17 protein-coding genes are annotated in these 18,343 nt (G+C 59.6%); 8 read left to right on the top strand and 9 right to left on the bottom strand.

Annotated elements, in window-relative coordinates:
• The first annotated feature begins 13 nt into the window (after positions 1-13).
• From urtB to urtE, 4 genes are read left to right on the top strand one after another with little or no spacing between them, the layout of a single operon-like run.
• On the top strand, positions 14-1,966 hold the full coding sequence (urtB, locus tag ACR1XY_RS18210; protein ID WP_480595340.1) for an urea ABC transporter permease subunit UrtB: 1,953 nt from the start codon (positions 14-16) through the stop codon (positions 1,964-1,966).
• Between the two features lie 3 nt (positions 1,967-1,969).
• On the top strand, positions 1,970-3,199 hold the full coding sequence (gene urtC, locus ACR1XY_RS18205) for an urea ABC transporter permease subunit UrtC (protein WP_480595339.1): 1,230 nt from the start codon (positions 1,970-1,972) through the stop codon (positions 3,197-3,199).
• Positions 3,196-3,936, top strand: a complete 741-nt coding sequence (urtD, locus tag ACR1XY_RS18200) for an urea ABC transporter ATP-binding protein UrtD (protein ID WP_480595338.1) — start codon at positions 3,196-3,198, stop codon at positions 3,934-3,936. The genes urtC and urtD overlap by 4 nt, the downstream gene beginning before the upstream one ends.
• Before the next feature lie 3 nt (positions 3,937-3,939).
• Entirely contained in the window at positions 3,940-4,635 is a 696-nt protein-coding gene (urtE, locus tag ACR1XY_RS18195; protein WP_480595337.1) for an urea ABC transporter ATP-binding subunit UrtE, read from the top strand.
• 599 nt (positions 4,636-5,234) lie between these two features.
• Here the strand turns inward: urtE and gph are convergent.
• Entirely contained in the window at positions 5,235-5,912 is a 678-nt protein-coding gene (gph, locus tag ACR1XY_RS18190; protein WP_480595336.1) for a phosphoglycolate phosphatase, read from the bottom strand.
• 225 nt (positions 5,913-6,137) lie between these two features.
• Here gph and hemP point away from each other — a divergent pair, with 225 nt between their 5' ends.
• Positions 6,138-6,305 carry a hemin uptake protein HemP gene (hemP, locus tag ACR1XY_RS18185; protein WP_480595335.1) on the top strand — a complete coding sequence of 56 codons (168 nt, stop codon included), beginning with the start codon at positions 6,138-6,140 and terminating at the stop codon, positions 6,303-6,305.
• Positions 6,302-6,778, top strand: a complete 477-nt coding sequence (locus tag ACR1XY_RS18180; protein ID WP_480595334.1) for a hypothetical protein — start codon at positions 6,302-6,304, stop codon at positions 6,776-6,778. Before hemP ends, ACR1XY_RS18180 begins: the two co-directional genes overlap by 4 nt.
• A 52-nt stretch (positions 6,779-6,830) precedes the next feature.
• Here ACR1XY_RS18180 and ACR1XY_RS18175 read toward each other — a convergent pair whose 3' ends face one another.
• The 7 genes from ACR1XY_RS18175 to ACR1XY_RS18145 all read right to left on the bottom strand — a co-directional run bounded on the left by ACR1XY_RS18175 (position 6,831) and on the right by ACR1XY_RS18145 (position 15,204).
• Entirely contained in the window at positions 6,831-9,896 is a 3,066-nt protein-coding gene (locus tag ACR1XY_RS18175; protein ID WP_480595333.1) for an aminotransferase class III-fold pyridoxal phosphate-dependent enzyme, read from the bottom strand.
• Positions 9,897-9,966: 70 nt separating this feature from the next.
• Entirely contained in the window at positions 9,967-10,839 is an 873-nt protein-coding gene (locus ACR1XY_RS18170) for an NAD(P)-dependent oxidoreductase (RefSeq protein WP_480595332.1), read from the bottom strand.
• A 96-nt stretch (positions 10,840-10,935) separates the two neighbouring features.
• Positions 10,936-11,325, bottom strand: a complete 390-nt coding sequence (gene cueR / locus ACR1XY_RS18165; protein ID WP_480595331.1) for a Cu(I)-responsive transcriptional regulator — start codon at positions 11,323-11,325, stop codon at positions 10,936-10,938.
• Positions 11,322-13,799 (bottom strand): heavy metal translocating P-type ATPase, encoded by a 2,478-nt coding sequence (locus ACR1XY_RS18160; protein WP_480595330.1) that lies wholly within the window; start codon positions 13,797-13,799, stop codon positions 11,322-11,324. Before ACR1XY_RS18160 ends, cueR begins: the two co-directional genes overlap by 4 nt.
• Before the next feature lie 102 nt (positions 13,800-13,901).
• Complete coding sequence (locus ACR1XY_RS18155; RefSeq protein WP_480595329.1) at positions 13,902-14,063, bottom strand: hypothetical protein; 162 nt, start codon at positions 14,061-14,063, stop codon at positions 13,902-13,904.
• Positions 14,064-14,107: 44 nt separating this feature from the next.
• On the bottom strand, positions 14,108-14,728 hold the full coding sequence (locus ACR1XY_RS18150; RefSeq protein ID WP_480595328.1) for a pyridoxamine 5'-phosphate oxidase family protein: 621 nt from the start codon (positions 14,726-14,728) through the stop codon (positions 14,108-14,110).
• Positions 14,729-14,739: 11 nt separating this feature from the next.
• Positions 14,740-15,204: a nuclear transport factor 2 family protein gene (locus ACR1XY_RS18145; protein ID WP_480595327.1), complete on the bottom strand. Its 465-nt coding sequence runs from the start codon at positions 15,202-15,204 to the stop codon at positions 14,740-14,742.
• Between the two features lie 258 nt (positions 15,205-15,462).
• Between ACR1XY_RS18145 and ACR1XY_RS18140 the strand changes: the two genes are divergently transcribed.
• Positions 15,463-16,026, top strand: a complete 564-nt coding sequence (locus ACR1XY_RS18140; protein ID WP_480595326.1) for a TetR/AcrR family transcriptional regulator — start codon at positions 15,463-15,465, stop codon at positions 16,024-16,026.
• A 109-nt stretch (positions 16,027-16,135) separates the two neighbouring features.
• On the top strand, positions 16,136-17,293 hold the full coding sequence (locus tag ACR1XY_RS18135; protein WP_480595325.1) for an acyl-CoA dehydrogenase family protein: 1,158 nt from the start codon (positions 16,136-16,138) through the stop codon (positions 17,291-17,293).
• A gap of 96 nt (positions 17,294-17,389) precedes the next feature.
• Here the strand turns inward: ACR1XY_RS18135 and ACR1XY_RS18130 are convergent, their stop codons facing one another.
• A complete protein-coding gene (locus ACR1XY_RS18130) occupies positions 17,390-18,289 on the bottom strand; it encodes a LysR substrate-binding domain-containing protein (protein ID WP_480595324.1) in 900 nt (299 codons plus the stop codon).
• Positions 18,290-18,343 lie beyond the last annotated feature (54 nt).

The raw sequence follows: 18,343 nt of genomic DNA, 5'->3' as shown, positions 1-18,343 counted from the left end.
CGGGTTTCTCCACATGTTACGACTTTTCCTTGCGGGCCTCGCAATCCTGTGCGCCTGCCTGACCGCCAACGCGCAAGAGGGTGGGCTGCAACCGATCCTGCAAGAGCATCGGGAGATCATCGCCAAAAGCTCGCGCAAGACGATCAAGCCGGCGATTGATGCGATTGCCGCCAGTGGTTTGCCGCAGGCGCAAGTGATGCTTGAGACATGGGCCGCCAAGAACATGTGGATGCGCAAGTCGGATGGTCACTATTTCGCAGGCACAAAGGCCGAGGGTCGGTCGTATGAATTGACCGACTTCGATAGCGGCGAGGTTGTCGGCACATTTGAGAAATCCGACCTGAAACAGATGAAACCCAACAGCGGTGTCCGTGCGATGATCGGCACCGCGCTGGTGCAGTTCCAGCTGATGGACCCGAGCCGCGCCAAGCGTTCTGCGGCATTGCGTTCTATTCAGCGTGATCCCGATGGGGCCTTACTGGAACCTCTGCGGGCCTCGATCGACGAAGAGCCCGACGCTGATCTAAAGGTACAGAAACATCGGCTCGAGCGGCTGCTGACCATCGGCTATGACGAAGATTCGACGGCGCGCGTAGCTGCGATTGAAGAAATGTCGGGCGATCTGGGCGTTGACGTCCGCGCGGCCTTGAACCCTCTGGTTGTGACCAAACGGCAAGTCGCTGTCGAGATTCCAACGGATGCCAACATCTCTGCCATACTTGTGCCGGGCGCAGACGCGCTGAGCGCCGCCGAGGCTTATGACCTGTTGGTTGCGCGCGATCTGGCTGCTCCGCGGGTCTCTCCTGATGATATTCGCATTGCGTTGTCCGCCAATATCGACGGTGGGCGGGTCGGAGGCATCCCTGTCACGCAATTGAACTCTGACGCATCACGTACGCAAGCCTATACAGCGCTTGCTGAGGCCGGGGTGGTGCCCGATCTGGTCACGCAGGCCGATATTGACACGGCGCTGGGCACGCATGTGTTCTTTGAAACTTATGTGGAGCCTTCGCCTGAAGTCACCGCCGCCGCCGAAAAGGCGCTGGAACAGATCGAGTTGAAGGTCGGCCTGAACCAGACGCTGGACCTTACGCTGGACGCGATCTCACTGGCTTCGATCTATTTCCTAGCCGCTATTGGCCTCGCTATCACCTTCGGCGTGATGGGCGTGATCAACATGGCCCATGGCGAGTTCATCATGATGGGCGCGTACACAGGTTACGTCGTGCAGCAGTTCATCCCCGACCACACGCTGTCGATCATCGTAGCGATTCCGATGGCCTTTGCCGTCACCTTCGCCATGGGCGTCGCGATGGAGCGTCTGGTGATCCGTTGGCTCTATGCCCGCCCGCTGGAAACGCTGTTGGCGACGTTCGGCATCTCGATCGCGCTGCAGCAGTTGGCCAAGAACATCTTTGGCACGCAGGCACGCCCGCTGACCGCGCCCGGCTGGCTGGACGGGGCATGGGTTCTGAACGATGTTGTCTCGATCAGCTATATCCGTATCGCGATCTTCGTGCTGGCGATGATCTTTTTGGGGCTGTTCCTTTACATTATGAAACGTACCCGCCTGGGGCTTGAGATGCGCGCCGTGACGCAGAACCCACGCATGGCTGGCTCGATGGGCATCAATCCGGGGCGGGTGAATATGCTGACTTTCGGTCTTGGTTCCGGCATCGCCGGAATCGCCGGGGTTGCCATCGGTCTTTTTGCCAAGGTCACCTCCGATCTGGGCAGTGATTATATCGTGCAAAGTTTCATGACCGTGGTCGTGGGCGGTGTCGGCAACATCTGGGGGGCGCTGGCTGGCGCCGGGATGATCGGCTTCCTGCAAAAGGGGATCGAGTGGATGAACCCGTCGAACACCCTTGCAGCCCAAACTTACATGATCATCTTCATCATCATTTTCATTCAATTCCGGCCAAGGGGGATCATCGCCCTCAAAGGCCGCGCGGCGGGGGATTGAGCCATGGAACGCAGCTTTGTCGCCAAGAACCCGTCCGTGCTGGTCTTTCTGGCCATCCTGTCGCTGTTCACATTGGGCGTAACCGTCCTGTCCGAAGGGTTCGGGATCGGCGCGATCTCGACCAGTTTCGTCAAGACGCTGGGTAAAACTCTGTGCCTGTGCCTGATCGCCGTGGCAATGGACTTGGTCTGGGGCTTCACCGGTATCTTGTCGTTGGGCCATTTCGCTTTCTTCGGGCTGGGCGGTTACATGATCGGCATGTGGCTGATGTACGAACGCACCCGCTTGATTGTAGTCGAATCGTTGTCGCAGGCCGAAGTCCCACCAACACCGTCCGAGGTTGTGGACGCCATCGGAACGCAGATTTTCGGCGTCGTCGGATCGTCGGAATTCCCGCTGATTTGGGCATTTTCCCACAGCCTGACGCTGCAATTGGTGCTGGTCGTATTAGTGCCGGGCCTGCTTGCGCTGATCTTCGGGTGGCTGGCCTTCCGCAGCCGCGTAACGGGCGTGTACCTCTCGATCCTGACACAGGCGATGACCTTGGCATTGGCCCTCTATCTTTTCCAGAACGACAGCGGGTTGCGCGGCAACAACGGACTATCGGGACTTCAGAACTTACCTGGGGTGGCCGCCTCACAGGACGTGGTGTCGATCTGGTTCCTATGGGCCTCGGCGCTGGCCTTGGGGCTGGGCTATATGCTGGCCGCGTGGATCGTGTCGGGCAAGTTCGGCTCGGTCATCCGCGGCATCCGCGATAACGAGGCGCGGGTGCGCTTCCTGGGGTATTCCGTCGAGGTCTACAAACTGGCCGTCTTCACTCTGACCGCCTGCATCTCTGCCATCGCGGGCGCGCTGTATTACCCGCAGGCGGGCATCATTAACCCCGAGGAAATGGCCCCCATCGCCTCGATCTACCTCGCCGTCTGGGTCGCAATCGGCGGACGTGGTCGCCTGTACGGAGCCGTCATCGGTGCGGCCTTCGTCAGTCTGCTCAGCACCTGGTTCACGGGCGGGCAGGCACCGGACATCCCGCTGGGGTTCTACACGATCAAATGGGTCGACTGGTGGCAGGTGATGCTGGGCGTGTCCTTTGTGCTGGTCACACTGTTCGCGCCGCAGGGTATAGGCGGGCTGTTCGATCTGTGGACCAACCGTCGCCATCCAGACCGCCACGGCGCCAATCTGGGCCCAGACGACGGCGCCCTGCGTGAGAAGGAGGCCAGCCAATGAGCACCCTGCTAGAGGTCAGCGGCGTTTCCGTCACCTTCGATGGGTTCCGCGCCATCAACAACCTGTCTTTCCAGATCGGTGAGGCTGAACTGCGCGCCGTGATTGGCCCGAACGGGGCAGGCAAGACCACCTTCATGGACATCGTCACCGGCAAGACCCGACCCGATGAGGGCCGGGTGATCTGGGGTGAGAAATCCGTTTCGCTGCTGCGGATGAGCGAGGCCAAGATCGCACAGGCAGGCGTCGGGCGGAAGTTCCAGAAACCCACCGTGTTCGAAGATCAGACCGTGCAGGAAAACCTGCTGATGGCCTTGAAAAACAAGCGCGGCTGGCTGGGGGTGCTGTTCTATCGCCCCTCACCCGAGGATCTGGAAAAGGTCGAAGAACTGGCCGCCGAGATAGGATTGAAGGATGAACTGACCCGCAAGTCCGGCGAACTCAGCCACGGTCAGAAACAATGGTTGGAGATCGGAATGCTGCTGGCACAGGAGCCGCGGCTTCTTTTGGTTGACGAGCCCGCGGCGGGCATGACCCCGCAGGAGCGCGAGCACACCACCGACCTGCTGGTTCAGGCCGCCAAAACCCGCGCGGTTGTGGTCGTCGAACATGACATGGAGTTCGTCCGCCGTCTGAACTGCAAGGTCACCGTTCTGCATGAAGGTGCGGTTCTGGCCGAGGGCTCGCTTGACCACGTGACATCAAATCAGGACGTCATCGACGTCTATCTGGGGCGCTAGGCGATGTTGACACTGAATGACCTGACCCTGCACTATGGGCATTCGCAAATCCTCTTCGGTATCTCGATGGAGGCCGCGCAGGGCGACGTGACCTGCGTGATGGGCACCAACGGCGTCGGCAAGACCAGCCTGATCAAGGCGATTTCCGGAACCCATCCGCGCTCGGGCGGTAAGGTGGTGTTGAACGGTGAGGAACTGGGCATCCTGCCTGCGCATAAGATGGCGTGGAAAGGGGTTGCCTATGTTCCGCAGGGGCGTGAGATTTTCCCGCTGTTGACCGTACGCGAGAACCTAGAAACCGGGTTTGCCTGTCTACCCGCCAGCGAGCACTTCATCCCAGATGAGATATTCGAACTGTTTCCGGTGCTCAAGAAAATGCAGAATCGGCGGGGTGGGGACCTGTCGGGGGGGCAGCAGCAGCAATTGGCCATTGCACGCGCCCTGATCACCAAGCCGCGCCTGCTGCTGCTTGACGAGCCGACCGAAGGCATTCAGCCCAATATCATCCAGCAGATCGGAGAAGTAATCCGCCATCTGCGAACCCAGGACGAAATGGCTATCGTTCTGGTCGAGCAGTATTTCGACTTCGCCTATGATCTCGCCGACCGGTTTGTCGTATTGCGGCGCGGGGAGATCCTGATGTCAGGTCTCAAGGCGGACCTTTCACGTGATCAGGTCTTGCAGGGAGTTTCCGTTTAGAGATCTGCGCGTCGGGCAAAGAGCGCACATTCTGAAATAATGGTACTGAGTTGGTCCGCCGAACTGAGTACCGTGATCGGGTTTGCCCGAGCGCAGTTAATTCTTCGATCTGGCGACTGGTCCGTTCCGGCTTTGCCCTTGGGATCATTGCGGCAGTATTCTCATTCCTGCAACTCGCGCAGATTGCGCCTCGGGTTGGTTGGTCGCTTCAGCGGCTTTGCGAACTGTTCCCCAAGGCCGGACGATCGCCGCAAACAGGAAGGTATTTTCTTTCGGGCGGTGCGCAGCAGTGCTTGCAGAGGCGTCAGGCGGGGTCGTTTTCACCCCGCCATTTTCTTACCGGAGAGGGCATTGCCAAGGAGTTTTCTGATTGCAACCCGATCCGAGACACAAAAAAGCAAAAAATTACCTCGCAATTTCAACGTCCTTTGACGGTCTACGGGAAACCCCCAATACCGGGAAATGGGGTAATTCGTTAACTATAACTTATTGATCGGATCATTTCGAACGATACCACTTTTCCCCTATGAGGGGCTGGCTACATACCCCCTCGGCCGGCCCCTCAGTAAACTGATACAAACCGTTCCGATCCCCCAAACCTACCTACGCGTTTCCCCCAGCGACTGCAGAACGTGCGTGACAAGTGCCGGAAGCTCTGACGCATCGCTGTAGCTGGTGGTGTGCGGAATCTCGGCGACCGGTGATTTGCGATAACCTTCGGTGAACAGAAGAAACGGCACCTGCGCACGGCAGGCCGTTTCTGCATCTACCTCGCTGTCACCCACGAACAGTTGCGGACCAGAGGAGGTGACGGCGGCGAAACTGGCCTCCAGATGAGCCGGGTCCGGCTTGCGGGTGTGCAGGCTGTCGCCACCCAGAACAGCGTCGAAATGATGCGCCAGGTTCATTGCCTCGAGCACATGACGCGCAGGGGTCTCGGGTTTATTGGTGCAGACACCCAACACGCAGCCCATATCGCGCAACTGTTCCAGCGCCCGCATCACGCCGGGATAGACGACGGTTTTGTCACTGGCCGCGGCGTTGTAGTGTGTCAGGGTCTGTCGGGTCAGATCTGCGTGACGGTCCATTGAAAGGTTACAATGCAGGATCACACGTTCCACCAGTTTGGGCAGGCCGTTGCCTACGAATTGTTGAACCTGTTCCAAAGGCAGGGCAGCCACGTCGTTGTCGTGCAACATCCTGTTGGTCGCTGCGGCAATGTCCGCAACGCTGTCCACCAGCGTCCCGTCCAGATCGAACATGATTGTCGCGCTCATCGGCAGCCCCGTCTGATTAATGTCTCGCAAATGACCTCTATCCCGCCTGATTTTTTGACACAATCACATTGGGTTGGAGATTCTGTAAGATCTAGCTTGACATACCTGAGTAAAATAATCAGATTAAACGGGAAGTGAGCAGCCAACCCCATTTCGGGTCAGCCAGATCGAGAAAAACGCGAACAGATCAAGGCATTTCGCCTGAGACCACTTGGAGTTGTCCTGATGAATATGCAGAACCCGAATCCCAGCCAATCCTACGCCGTGTCCTTGCTGCCTGCCCATAAGGCTGAGGACCTGACCAAGGGTGGAAACCTGGCCCATATCGAGCTAGGCGACCAGCTGTACACCCTGCGCATCACTCGCGCCGGCAAGCTGATCCTGACGAAATGAGCGGACGCCACCCTCGCGGCGGGGCGGCCGTTGGTCGCCTTGCCGATCTGAGCCCGGTCGAAGCCGGCGCCGTGTTGTATTTGCGGCTCTGGGGTGACGGTGCGCAGGGTCGCTCGGACGCCGCAAGCGACTTTCAAATCGCGCTGGGCACAGAGAGCGGACACGCCGCGATGATGACGCTGGACCAGTTGTGTTCCTTATGCGCGCATCACGGGCGCCGCCCGCTGATCCGTCACGGGTTGGGCTGTTCCTGTCTGGGCGCGGATGAGAATTGCTTTGCGCAGATGATCGCAGCGGCCTCGGAAGGGGATCGCGAAGACGCGATGATGATGGCATCCCTGATTGTGCGGGCGGATTTCGCGCCCGCGTTGGCCTCACTGTCCGAGGAACTTGGACTGGCACTGCGTCGCATGACAGCGCTTGTTCCAATGCCCACGACCGGGCACCAACCCCCCGCTGCCGTGCTGCAATAAGCAGCAGGCAAGCGTAAAACCCCGGCCTCCCTCGCGCTGGGGTTTTTTCTTGTCAGCAACACCCGCACCCGGCGTGGTGATGATCATGAACGAAGGTCGGGGCAGGGGCATAATCGCCGACTTCGGCCAATACATCCCGCAGCACCCAGAGGATCATGTCCACATCCTCGGCCTCAATGGTCAGAGGCGGCCGTATTTTCAGGATGTTGTCCTTTGGTCCTTCGCTGCCGATCAGGATGCGGTGATCGCGCATCCGGTTCTTGACGTACTTGCAGATCTCGGTGCCCTCGGACCCGTCGGGGTTGATCAATTCGACGCCCAGAAACAGACCCATGCCTCGAACGTCTCCGACGCAGCCGAAATCGGCCTCGATCTGGCGCAGGCCGTCCATCAGGCGCGCGCCCATTTCACGGGCGTTGTCCTGCAGGCGTTCGTCATCGACGATATCCAACACCTCTTTGCCGATCCGGCACGAGAGTGTGGAACCGCCGAAGGTCGAGAAGAACTCGATCCCGTTGTCAAAGCTGCGGGCGATCTCTTTGGTTGTCACCAGCACGCCCAAAGGGTGGCCGTTGCCGATGGGTTTGCCCATGACAACGATATCCGGCAGGGCGCCCTGATGTTCAAAACCGAAATAGTATTCGCCCAGACGCCCCAGCCCGGTCTGCACTTCGTCGGCGATGCAGATGCCACCGGCTGCCCGGATTTTCTCGTATACCGCAGGCAGATAGCCCTTGGGGGGGATGATCTGACCACCGACCGAGGGGAAGGTCTCTGCGATGAACCCGGCCACGCCCTGTTTCTTGTCTTGCAAGGCGGCAATCGCAGGGTCTACGAGGTCAGCGTATTTCCGGGCGCGGTTGGGATCGTCACGTTTGAACGACCCCCGATAATCGTCCGCTACTTCGACCAGTTCGACCCAGTCGGCCTGACCGATCCCGCCCGGCTTGTTGAACTTGTAGGCCGAGATCGCAACCGCCGCGTTGGTGTTCCCATGATAGCCGTGATCCGGCGTTACGATCCCCTTGGCCCCGGTATGGGCCCGGGCCAGCCGGAGGGCCAGTTCATTGGCCTCAGTGCCCGAGTTGACGAAGAAGCAGACATCGAAATGATCCGGCAGTTTCGACAACACCTTGTCGGCAAACGCGGTTTGTGCCGGGTGCAGATAGCGGGTGTTCGAATTCATCCGCTTCAGCTGATCCGCCGCGACTGCCTGAATGCGCGGGTGTGCGTGCCCCACATGCGGGACATTGTTGTAAGCGTCCAGATAGGGGCGACCCCATTCGTCAAACAGGTGGTGCTTCCATCCGCGCATCAGCATGACCGGATCGTCATAGGTTAGGCTGAGATTGCCCCCGAAGTGATCTTGCCGCCCCTGAAGGATCGTGTGCTTGTCGGTGGGGCGATAGAACACTTTTTCATCCGGCAGGTTCAGCAACGCTGCCGGGTTGGGGCAGATGGCGTGCCACAGCTCTATCTCATCCGGATCGCCGACGCCAGGCCAGTCGTTTTGCATTCCGTCCGTGGTCAGAGCCAGTTGGAAATGCACATGCGGAGCCCAGCCGCCGTTCTGGCTGGCATCGCCCAGTTGGGCAAAGGCCGCGCCCTGTGCCACCGGATCACCCGGGTTCAACCGGTCGCAGACCTCGGGGTCCAGATGACCGTAGAGCGTATAGAACGGATCACCCTCGGGTGTTTCGTGATGCAGGATCACCACCCCGCCATAATCCAGATACCCTTCGCGGTTCTCGATGGCTTCGACGCGTCCACTCATAGGCGCGTGCAGGACGGTGCCCGCCGGGGCAAACACATCCACCGCCAGATGCACAGTGCGCCGGTCCGACGCCTTCCAAGGCCCCTTGCGGAACCCGGGTTCCGCATAGATCAGCCGGGGTTCGTTGTAGTAACCCAGCCACAGGCCCTCTCCGAACTCCTCACCCACGCGTGCGGCTTCTTCCGGCGGCATGTGAAATGGGTTCTGCGGCCAGGTCGAGCTTTCGACCGACAACGATCCCATGGGAACATCGCTCAGATCCTGGCCGAACATTGACGCAAACTGTCCGCGATGCTCGGACAGGTAGGCGTGGATGCGCTCAGCCCCGTCTGTGACGGGGAGGTTGCAAGCGGTGCGCAGACGAGCCGACATCAGGTCACTGTTCAAGCCCGTATTCTCAAGGAACCGCCAGGCCGGGGCCTGGCTGATGGTCACGTAAGGATCGTCCGGGTTATCCTCTGCCATCAGGGTAGAATTCACCACGGACACCGCCAGCCGCATCCGCAGCAACGGCCAGATCAGATCGACCTCATCCGCGCGCAACAGGTTAGACGCGTGATAGCCACGCACCAGCGCCGCCAATGCGCGTTCGGGTTTGGGATGGTCCAGAACGACATAAGCGCCCGCAATCGCCAGATCGCAGATACGCGGGGCCGCGCATATGTCGCCCAGATCAATCAGCCCCGAGATGCTCTGGCGTTGCCCCAACTCACCCTCGACCAGAATGTTATAGTCGTTGGCATCGTTGTGGATGGCCTGTTTGGGCAAGCCCGACAGTTGCCCGGAAATCGCGTCGAATTTGCCGCAAATCTCAGAAAGCAATTCACGGCGCAGGGGATCAGTAATCGCATCCAACTGATCGGCGATCCAGCCCGCCTGCGTCAGATCCCATTTGAAATCCGCGCGATGCAGCCCTTTATGAGAAAACCGCTCCAGCGCTTTGTCGGTCGCGCCCAAAACACGACCCAGCTTCAGGATCAGTCCTTCAGATTTGGGTGCCGTTTTAGCATAGCACCGCCCCGGCAGGCCTTCGAGCAGCCACGCCAGCCGTACCTCTCCGTGTTGATCGGCGATCTCGGGCAGCAGTAATCCGTTCAGGTCCGGGAAAACCTGCGGGAACGGCAGCCCTGGTGCTTCGTCCGCAATATGCGCCAACGCCTTGACTTGCAGGTCCACAAATTCGGCCTCGCAACCCGCACGCATGACCTTGAGCACGTAATCCTGACCGTTCGTTGCCCGAACCATAAAGTTCAGGTCGTATTCGCCATCCAGACGCTCCAACTTGGCGTCCAGCCCCCAATGCTTGCGCAGGGCATTCGCCCAGAATTCCGTCATGCCGCTCATGCGATTTCCAGTTCCTTTATTGCCGGGGGCCTCTTCCCCGAGCCAAGAGGGGGCAGACAGCCCCTTGCCATCAGTCCAATGCGCGTAACCGTTTGATCAGCGACGACGTATCCCATCTGCCACCGCCCAGCTTTTGAACATCCTTGTAGAACTGATCGACCAGAGCCGTCACCGGCAGAGACGCCCCGGTCTCGTTGGCCGTCTCAAGGCAGATCCCCAGATCCTTGCGCATCCAGTCGACCGCAAAGCCGTGATCGAAGTGGTCGTCCAGCATGGTTTCATAGCGGTTTGCCATCTGCCAGCTGCCTGCCGCACCCTGGCTGATCACCTCAACGACCGAGTGCCCGTCCAGTCCGGCTTTCTCGGCAAAATGCAGCGCTTCGCTGAGGCCCTGAACCAGACCGGCAATTGCGATCTGGTTGCACATCTTGGTCATCTGACCTGCGCCGCTGTCGCCGATCCGGCGGCAGATTTTGGAATAGACCTGCATGATTGGCTCGGCCGCATCATAGGCGGCCTGATCGCCGCCGCACATAATCGACAGCACACCATTCTCGGCGCCTGCCTGTCCTCCCGAAATCGGTGCGTCCACAAAGGCGATCCCTTGCGCCTGCCCTGCTGTGTACAATTCGCGGGTCACCTTGGCGGAAACGGTGGTGTGATCGACGAAAGTAGCACCCTCGGCCATTCCTTGGAATGCGCCATCTTCGCCTGTGCAAACCATCCGCAGGTCATCATCGTTGCCGACGCAGGCCATCACGAAATCCGCGCCCTGTGCGGCCTCTTTCGGGGTGGCGGCCATGGCGCCGCCATGCTGGGCCACCCAGTCCTCGGCCTTTGCTGCGGTGCGATTGAAAACTGTCACCTCGTGACCCGCCGCCTGCAGGTGGCCTGCCATTGGATAGCCCATGACGCCCAGGCCCAGAAACGCAACTATTGCCATTTGGTGATCCTCTCTGCTGTCCGGTCCCATTTCGTTAAGCAGGCCGGAGTGTTGGGCAGAGACAAAGCAAAGCTGCGCCCAAAGAGCAACCCCGCGTCAGGGCTTGCCGCCCAAATCCTGAAGGATCGGGCAATCGGGCCGATCATCCCCGGCGCAGGCGTCGATCAGATGGCCCAGCGTGTCGCGCATGGCGTTGAGGTCGCTGATCTTGGCCTCGATCTGCGCCAGATGTGCCCGGGCCACCTTTTTGACATCGGCGCTGGCGCGAGTTTCATCTTCGTACAGGGCCATCAGGGTGCGGCAATCCTCGATCGTGAAACCCAAGGCGCGGGCACGGCCCAGAAAGTTGAGTTTGTGCACGTCCTGTGCGCGGAACCGTCGATAGCCGTTGTTGTCTCGCAGCGGTTTGATCAGACCGATATCCTCGTAGTACCGGATCGTCTTGGCAGGCAGCCCGGTTTGGGTTGCTACATCTCCGATATTCATGGCGTGACCTCATGCGTTTCAGGGCCTTGCAGTACCTCAGGCAGGCTAGCCCGCACGCGACGCAGGCGCAGAGCGTTGGAAACCACAAAGACGCTGGACAAAGCCATCGCCCCGGCAGCAAGGGCAGGGGAAAGAAGATGTCCGCTGAACGGATACAGAACGCCCGCAGCAACCGGGATCAGCAGAATGTTATAGCCGAAGGCCCAGCCGAGGTTCTGACGGATGTTGCGCATGGTGCGGCGGCTGATCTCAACCGCATTGGCCACACCGCGCAAATCGCCGGACATCAGCACCACATCCGCCGTTTCAATGGCCACGTCGGTGCCAGTGCCAATGGCCACACCGATATCCGCCGCCGCCAGTGCGGGGGCGTCGTTGATCCCGTCGCCGACAAAGGCCAGCGTGCCGAATTGATCGCGCAACGCGGTGATTGCGGCCAGCTTGCCATCTGGCAGGACCTCGGCCGTGACGTGGTCGATGCCCAGCCTGTCGGCCAGGGCCTGCGCCGTGCGGGCGTTGTCGCCGGTCACCATCGCCAGCGTCAGGCCCATCGCGTGGAGGCGCTGCAGCGCTTGTCGCGTGCCGGGTTTGATCGGGTCCGAAACCGTCAGCAGCGCCGCAGCCTGACCGTCTATCGCGACAAACAGCGGCGTGGCACCTTCGCTGGCGCGCTGGTCGGCCTCAGCGGTCAGGTCGGACAGGTCGACCCCGTGCTGCGCCATCAGGCGGGGCGATCCGATCAGGATTTCGCGGCCTTCGATCGTTGCCTGAACGCCCAGCCCGGTCAGAGATTGGAACTCTGAAGGCGATGGCAAATCTGTCGGTCCTGCGCGGCTTATAGCGGTGGCAATCGGGTGCTCGGATTGCGCCTCGACCGCAGCGGCCAGTCGCAGAACAGTGTCGCGGTCAAAGCCGTTTGTGATGGTGATGCCTTCCAGTTCGGGCCGCCCCAGCGTCAGCGTTCCGGTCTTGTCCAGTGCGATCACCTTGGCCTGTTGCAATTGCTGCAATGCGTCGCCCTTGCGGAATAACACGCCCAGCTCAGCCGCGCGCCCGGTGCCCACCATGATCGAGGTCGGCGTCGCCAACCCCATGGCGCAGGGGCAGGCGATGATCAGGACCGAAACTCCGGTGACCAGCGCCATCGGCAGGGCGGGTGCAGGGCCAAAGATCAGCCAGACCGCGATGGTCAGCAAGGCCACGGCAATAACCACCGGCACAAACCAGGCGGTGATCCGGTCGACCAGCCCCTGAATCGGCAGCTTGGCCCCCTGCGCCTGTTCTACCATGCGTATGACCTGCGCCAGTACGGTGTCGGCCCCAACCCGCGTGGCACGGATCCGCAACGCACCGGTGCCGTTGACCGTACCACCCACGACCTGATCGGCGGGCGCCTTGCCAATGGGCACGGGTTCGCCCGTGATCATGCTTTCATCAACATATGAAGTCCCGTCGAGCACGTCTCCATCCACCGGTACCCGCTCACCCGGGCGGATTTGCAGGATATCTCCTACCGTGATGTCAGCAATTGGCCGATCAATGATGGCTCCATCCATTTCAACCCGCGCAGTCTTAGGCTGCAGCCCCACCAGTTTACGGATCGCGGCGCCGGTGCGGCCCTTGGCGCGCACTTCCATCACCCGTCCCAGCAGTATCAGGACCACGATGACCGAGGCTGCCTCGAAATACACATTGGCGCTGCCTTGCGGCAGAAGCTGCGGCGCAAAGGTCGCGGTGACCGAGAACAGGTAAGCCGCGCCCGTGCCCAAAGCCACCAGCGCGTTCATGTCCGGTGATCCACGCAGCAGTGAGGGGATACCCTTGTCATAGAACACACGTCCCGGTCCAAGTAACAGCAGTGTGGTCAGAGCAAACTGAATGAAATGGCTGTTCTGCAGCCCGATGGTGGCGTGTACCCAATGGTGGAAGGCCGGGATCATGTGACCGCCCATCTCGAGCACGAACACGGGCAAGGCCAGAACGGCGGCAAGTGCCGTCACTTTGACCAACGTGTGGGCTTCTTCGGTTTTTGCATGGTCGGTCGATGTGCCAGCGCTATCCGCCACACGGGCCGGATACCCGGCGTCTTCAGACCGTTTCGCCAGCGCCTGCGGGTCGGTTGCGCCGTCAATATAGGTGATCGTCGCGCTTTCTGTGGCCAGATTGACCTGCGCCTCGATTACGGCTGGATCAGCTTTCAAAGTGCGTTCGACTTTGGACACGCAAGAAGCACAGTTCATGCCGCCGATCTTCAGCGTTGTTTCCCGTGTCGCTGCCGGGTAACCGGCGAGGCTCAGCGCTTCGGTCAGCGCCCCGATCTGACCGTCATATGTCACCTGCGCGGTTTCGGTCGCGATATTGACCGAGGCCTCTGACACCCCCGGCACGTCGCGCAGCGCGGTTTCCACCCGCCCCACGCAAGACGCGCATCCCATGCCCGAGATTTTCAGCTGAATTGTCTGCGGCGTGGCCATCCGACTCATCCTGTAGAGAACTTCTCCCTCCAGATGGGGGTTCCAGTCACGGGAAGGTCAAGGGGTCATGTTAGATTTATAGGAAATTTACTAGCGGGGGAGTCAGCGGTCGAAAAGCTGATCTAACAGCAGGGAATCGTACATCATGGGCGGAGAACTGCGCACAGATTCCGGCGAGGCAAAGAAGGCCAACGTCAGGGCCGCGACCAATAGCAGAGCGCCAATCGCGCAAAAGCTGGCAATGTTCAACGCAGATCGCAGCATGTGTAGGGCTCCTTACATTTGTTGTGACCAGTCCAGTCAGGGAGTCAGGACCGCTGGGCCAATTGCTGTTTCAGTTTTTCGTTCTCGGATTGAAGCTGCGCCAGTTGCTGCCCAAGCGCGTTCAGATGCGGGCGCAGCTCGGCCTCGGTAAAGCGCGGAGTGATGTGGCGCGGGCAATTCCAGTCCAGCGCTTCCACCCGGATGAGGGCGGCACGCTCGGCGGGGGCTTCGGCACCGTCGGGGTACAGGCTTGCCGCTGCGGCCTCACCCTCGGAGAACTCTACCCGGCCAAGTATCTTGAGCCGCCGTTGGTTGGCATAGTCCATAAGGATCAGCGCAATCCGGTCGTTCCCGTCCAGATTCCCGCGCGAGATATACTGTTTGTTGCCGGAAAAATCTGCATAGCCGATGGTTTGCGGGCCCAGCACCTTCAGGAATCCGACAGGCCCGCCACGGTACTGGACATAAGGCCAGCCGGTTTCGGACACGGTGGATTGATAAAAACCGTCGCGCGCCTGGATGAATGCCTTTTCGGTCGGTCCGATCTGATGCCCTTGCTGAGGGCCGCCTTCGATGAACTTGGCGTAGGTCCCGGCCGAGCCCATCCTCTCCTGATGCGCCCGGACGGCCGGGGTAAAGGTCAGTTCGGAAAAGGCGCGTGGCATGTTCTATCCTTTCACAGGCCTAATTCGGTCAGGCTGGGGTGATCGTCGGGACGGGGACCCAGTGGCCAATGGAACAGGCGGTCGGCCTCCGAAATTGGAAGATCGTTCAACGAGGCATGACGCTTGGCCATTCGGCCATCCTCGGCGAATTCCCAGTTCTCGTTGCCGTAAGAACGGAACCACTGTCCACTGTCATCCCGCCATTCATATGCATAGCGTACGGCGATGCGGTTGCCGGAAAAGGCCCAAAGTTCCTTGATCAGTCGGTACTCCAGTTCTTTGTTCCACTTGCGGGACAAAAAGGCGTGGATGTCAGTGTGACCAGTCAGGAATTCGGTGCGGTTCCGCCATTGGCTGTCATCTGTATAGGCTGGCGTGACCACATCAGTGTTGCGGCTGTTCCAGGCGTTTTCCGCCATGCGGACTTTCCGAGTGGCGGTTTCCAACGTGAAGGGGGGCAGAGGGGGGCGGTTCATTTTTCAGTCTTTCATGTCAAAACGGCTGCAATCATCGCCAGGGCCAAAATGACCGGGACATATTGAGAAGAGAAAAGGCTGGAATGGCGTCTCATCTGATTACTCCAAAGTTAACAGATCGGTACATCTTGCACTCAATATGTACCGATCGGTAAACTTTTGCAAATATTATTTTGAAACCTTGCGCAGGCTCTCTCGGAGGTTGTGATTTAGGCAATCGGTCATTATGTACTGACCTGTACACTCAGGAGTTCGTATATGCGCCCGAACAAACGTGACGAACTGGTCCGCAAAGCCCTGCAGGTTTTTTACCGTGATGGGTTTCATGCCACCGGAATGGACAAGCTGGTGGTTGAAACGGGGGTGTCCAAGACCTCGATGTACAAGCATTTTCGCACCAAAGAGGACCTGATTCTTGCTGCGTTGCAGCTGCGGGACGAGAGCTTTCGCGAGGATTTCCTGCACCGTATCAGCGAGTTGTCCGACACTCCGGCCGGGCAATTGATCGCCAGTTTCGATGCGCTGGGCGAGTGGTTCAGTGAGGAAGAATATCGCGGCTGCATGTTCATCAAGGCCGGCGCAGAATACCAGGAGGAGGATCATCCGATCCACAAACAGTCGGCGGAACACAAGCAGATATTGCTGGATCATTTCACGGACCTGGCCCACAAGGCCGGTGTGCGCGACCCGGAACATCTGGCCTGTCAGATTGTGCTGTTGCAGGAGGGCGCGATTGTCGCGGCGGTGTTTCTGAAATCCTGTGATCCGGCACACGATGCCAAAGCGGCCGCACAGGTTCTGTTGGAAAACGCGCTGGTCTGAACCGGGCCTGATCATCAAAGCGACGTTGCGTTGCGTTGCCTCGGGGCGGATTGGAATGCGAAACCTCTAAAGCTAGGCTGTTCAGGCAAAAGCAAGGGAGGGATGTCGTATGCCACTGTTTACCACCACCGCAGGTTGGGTGACTGAAGAGCATCAGATGTTTGCCGAAATGGCGGACCGGTTCATGGGGGAAGAACTGACACCCAATCTCGACCGCTGGAACGAAAACGGCGTTGTTGATCGTGACATGTGGCGCAAGGCGGGTGAAATGGGGTTGATGGCCGGTGCGATTCCGGAAGCCTATGGCGGTGTGGGGGGTGGTATCGGGTTTGATGCGGTGACGCTCTACGCCCAGGCCTCGCACGGGGATTCAGGGTGGGGTTATGCGATCCAAACCATCGTCGTTCACTACATCAACGCCTATGGCAGCGAGGATCAAAAGCAGAAATGGCTGCCGCGTCTGGCCTCGGGTGAGATGGTCGGTGCGCTGGCCATGACCGAGCCTGGAACCGGCTCGGATGTGCAATCCATTCGGACGACCGCAGACAAGGATGGCAATTCCTACCGGCTGAACGGGTCCAAGATTTTCATCACAAACGGTCAGTCGGCGGACCTGATCCTTGTGGCTTGCAAGACCGACAAGACGCAGGGGTCAAAGGGTGTCTCTTTGATAGCTGTGGAGACCGAAGGCGCAGAGGGTTTCCGCAAGGGTCGAAACCTGAAGAAACTGGGGATGAAGGCCAATGACACGGCCGAGTTGTTCTTTGAAGACGTCAAGGTGCCGATGACCAATCTTCTGGGCGCGGAAGAGGGGCAGGGCTTTTATCAGATGATGAAACAATTGCCGTGGGAACGTCTGACCATCGGTATCGGGGCGCTCGGCGCGATAGATTTCGCCATCGCGGAGACGGTGAAATACACGCAGGAGCGTAAGGCGTTCGGCCAACGGGTGATGGATTTTCAGAACACCCGCTTCAAACTGGCCGAGTGCAAGACCAAGGCCGAGGTCCTGCGCAGCTTCGTCAATGACTGTATCGCGCGGCTCGAGGCGGGAACGCTTGATGCTGCCACGGCCTCGATGGTGAAGTATTGGGGATCGGAAGTTCAGAACGAGGTCATGCACGAATGCCTGCAACTGTTCGGCGGTTACGGGTTCATGATGGAATACCCGATCGCCCGCCTTTACGCGGATGCGCGGGTTCAGATGATCTATGGTGGTACCAATGAGATCATGAAGGAACTTATCGCCCGGTCTCTGGATACTTAACAATTCCGGGGGTTTCCCCGTCCGTCGCCAGTGTTTCTGGCCCAACGGAAGGAGGACGCAAGGCCGAAGGCCGCGCTGGGAACTCCAATGCAAATCTTACAACTGTGGTACTTGATCAATTTGACCTTGCAGCCACACGCGAAATGACCTGAGCGGTTCGGATTCCGCGCGCGATTGCGGCCAGACAAGATAGAAATCCCCAAGGCTCACCCCCGGTCCGCGCCAGGCCGGTACGAGTCGACCCGCCTCTAGGTCTGCTTCGATCAGGTAGCTTGGTAGCAATGCCACGCCTAGCCCGTGTATTGTTGCCTGCCCCATGGTCGAGAACTGATCGAACAACATACCGTGTATTCCGGTAGCCTCATGGCCTTGTGTGGTGAACCACCTTTCCCAAGCGTCCGGGCGTGTTTCAAGGTGCAGCAAGGGGGCCGCCGTCAGCCATCCGATGTCATCGGCGTCATCGGGCAGCAGGTCGGGTGAACACACCGGCAGCACATCTTCTCGCATGATACGCAGGTAATTCACACCGGCCCAGTCGCGCTGGCCGAAGTGGATCGCGGCGTCGAAATGCTCGGCGTCAAAGTCAAACGGGCGCAGGCGGGTGTTCAGGTTCACCGTGACCTCCGGGTGGCGACGAGCGAAATCTTGCAAGCGCGGGGCCAGCCAGTGCATGCCGAAGGCGGGAAGGATCGACAGGTTCAGCGATCCTCCGGTGGGGTTGGCTTTCAGCTTCAGCGATGCCTGCGCCAGATGGGTCAGTGCAACGCGCGCAACTTGCACGTATTCTTTGGCCGCTGGTGTCAGGTGCAACCGCATTTGGCTGCGCTGGATCAAGTCCACACCCAATTGTTCTTCCATCGACTTGAGTTGCCTGCTGATCGCGCTTTGCGTCAAGGAAAGCTCTTCGGCGGCGGCAGAGGCGCTGCCGAGGCGGTCAACAGCCTCAAGCGCAAGCAAAGACGGGATCGAGGGCAGGAAGCGACGCGGGGCGATCATATGACATATCCTCATACCTTTCGGATGGAATATCACTGGCATTTGCCGCGCACC

It is taken from the genome of Ruegeria sp. AD11(2025) (genome assembly GCF_056542405.1).
Note: the sequence above shows the minus strand (reverse complement) of the source record. Positions and strands in the feature narration are given on the sequence as shown.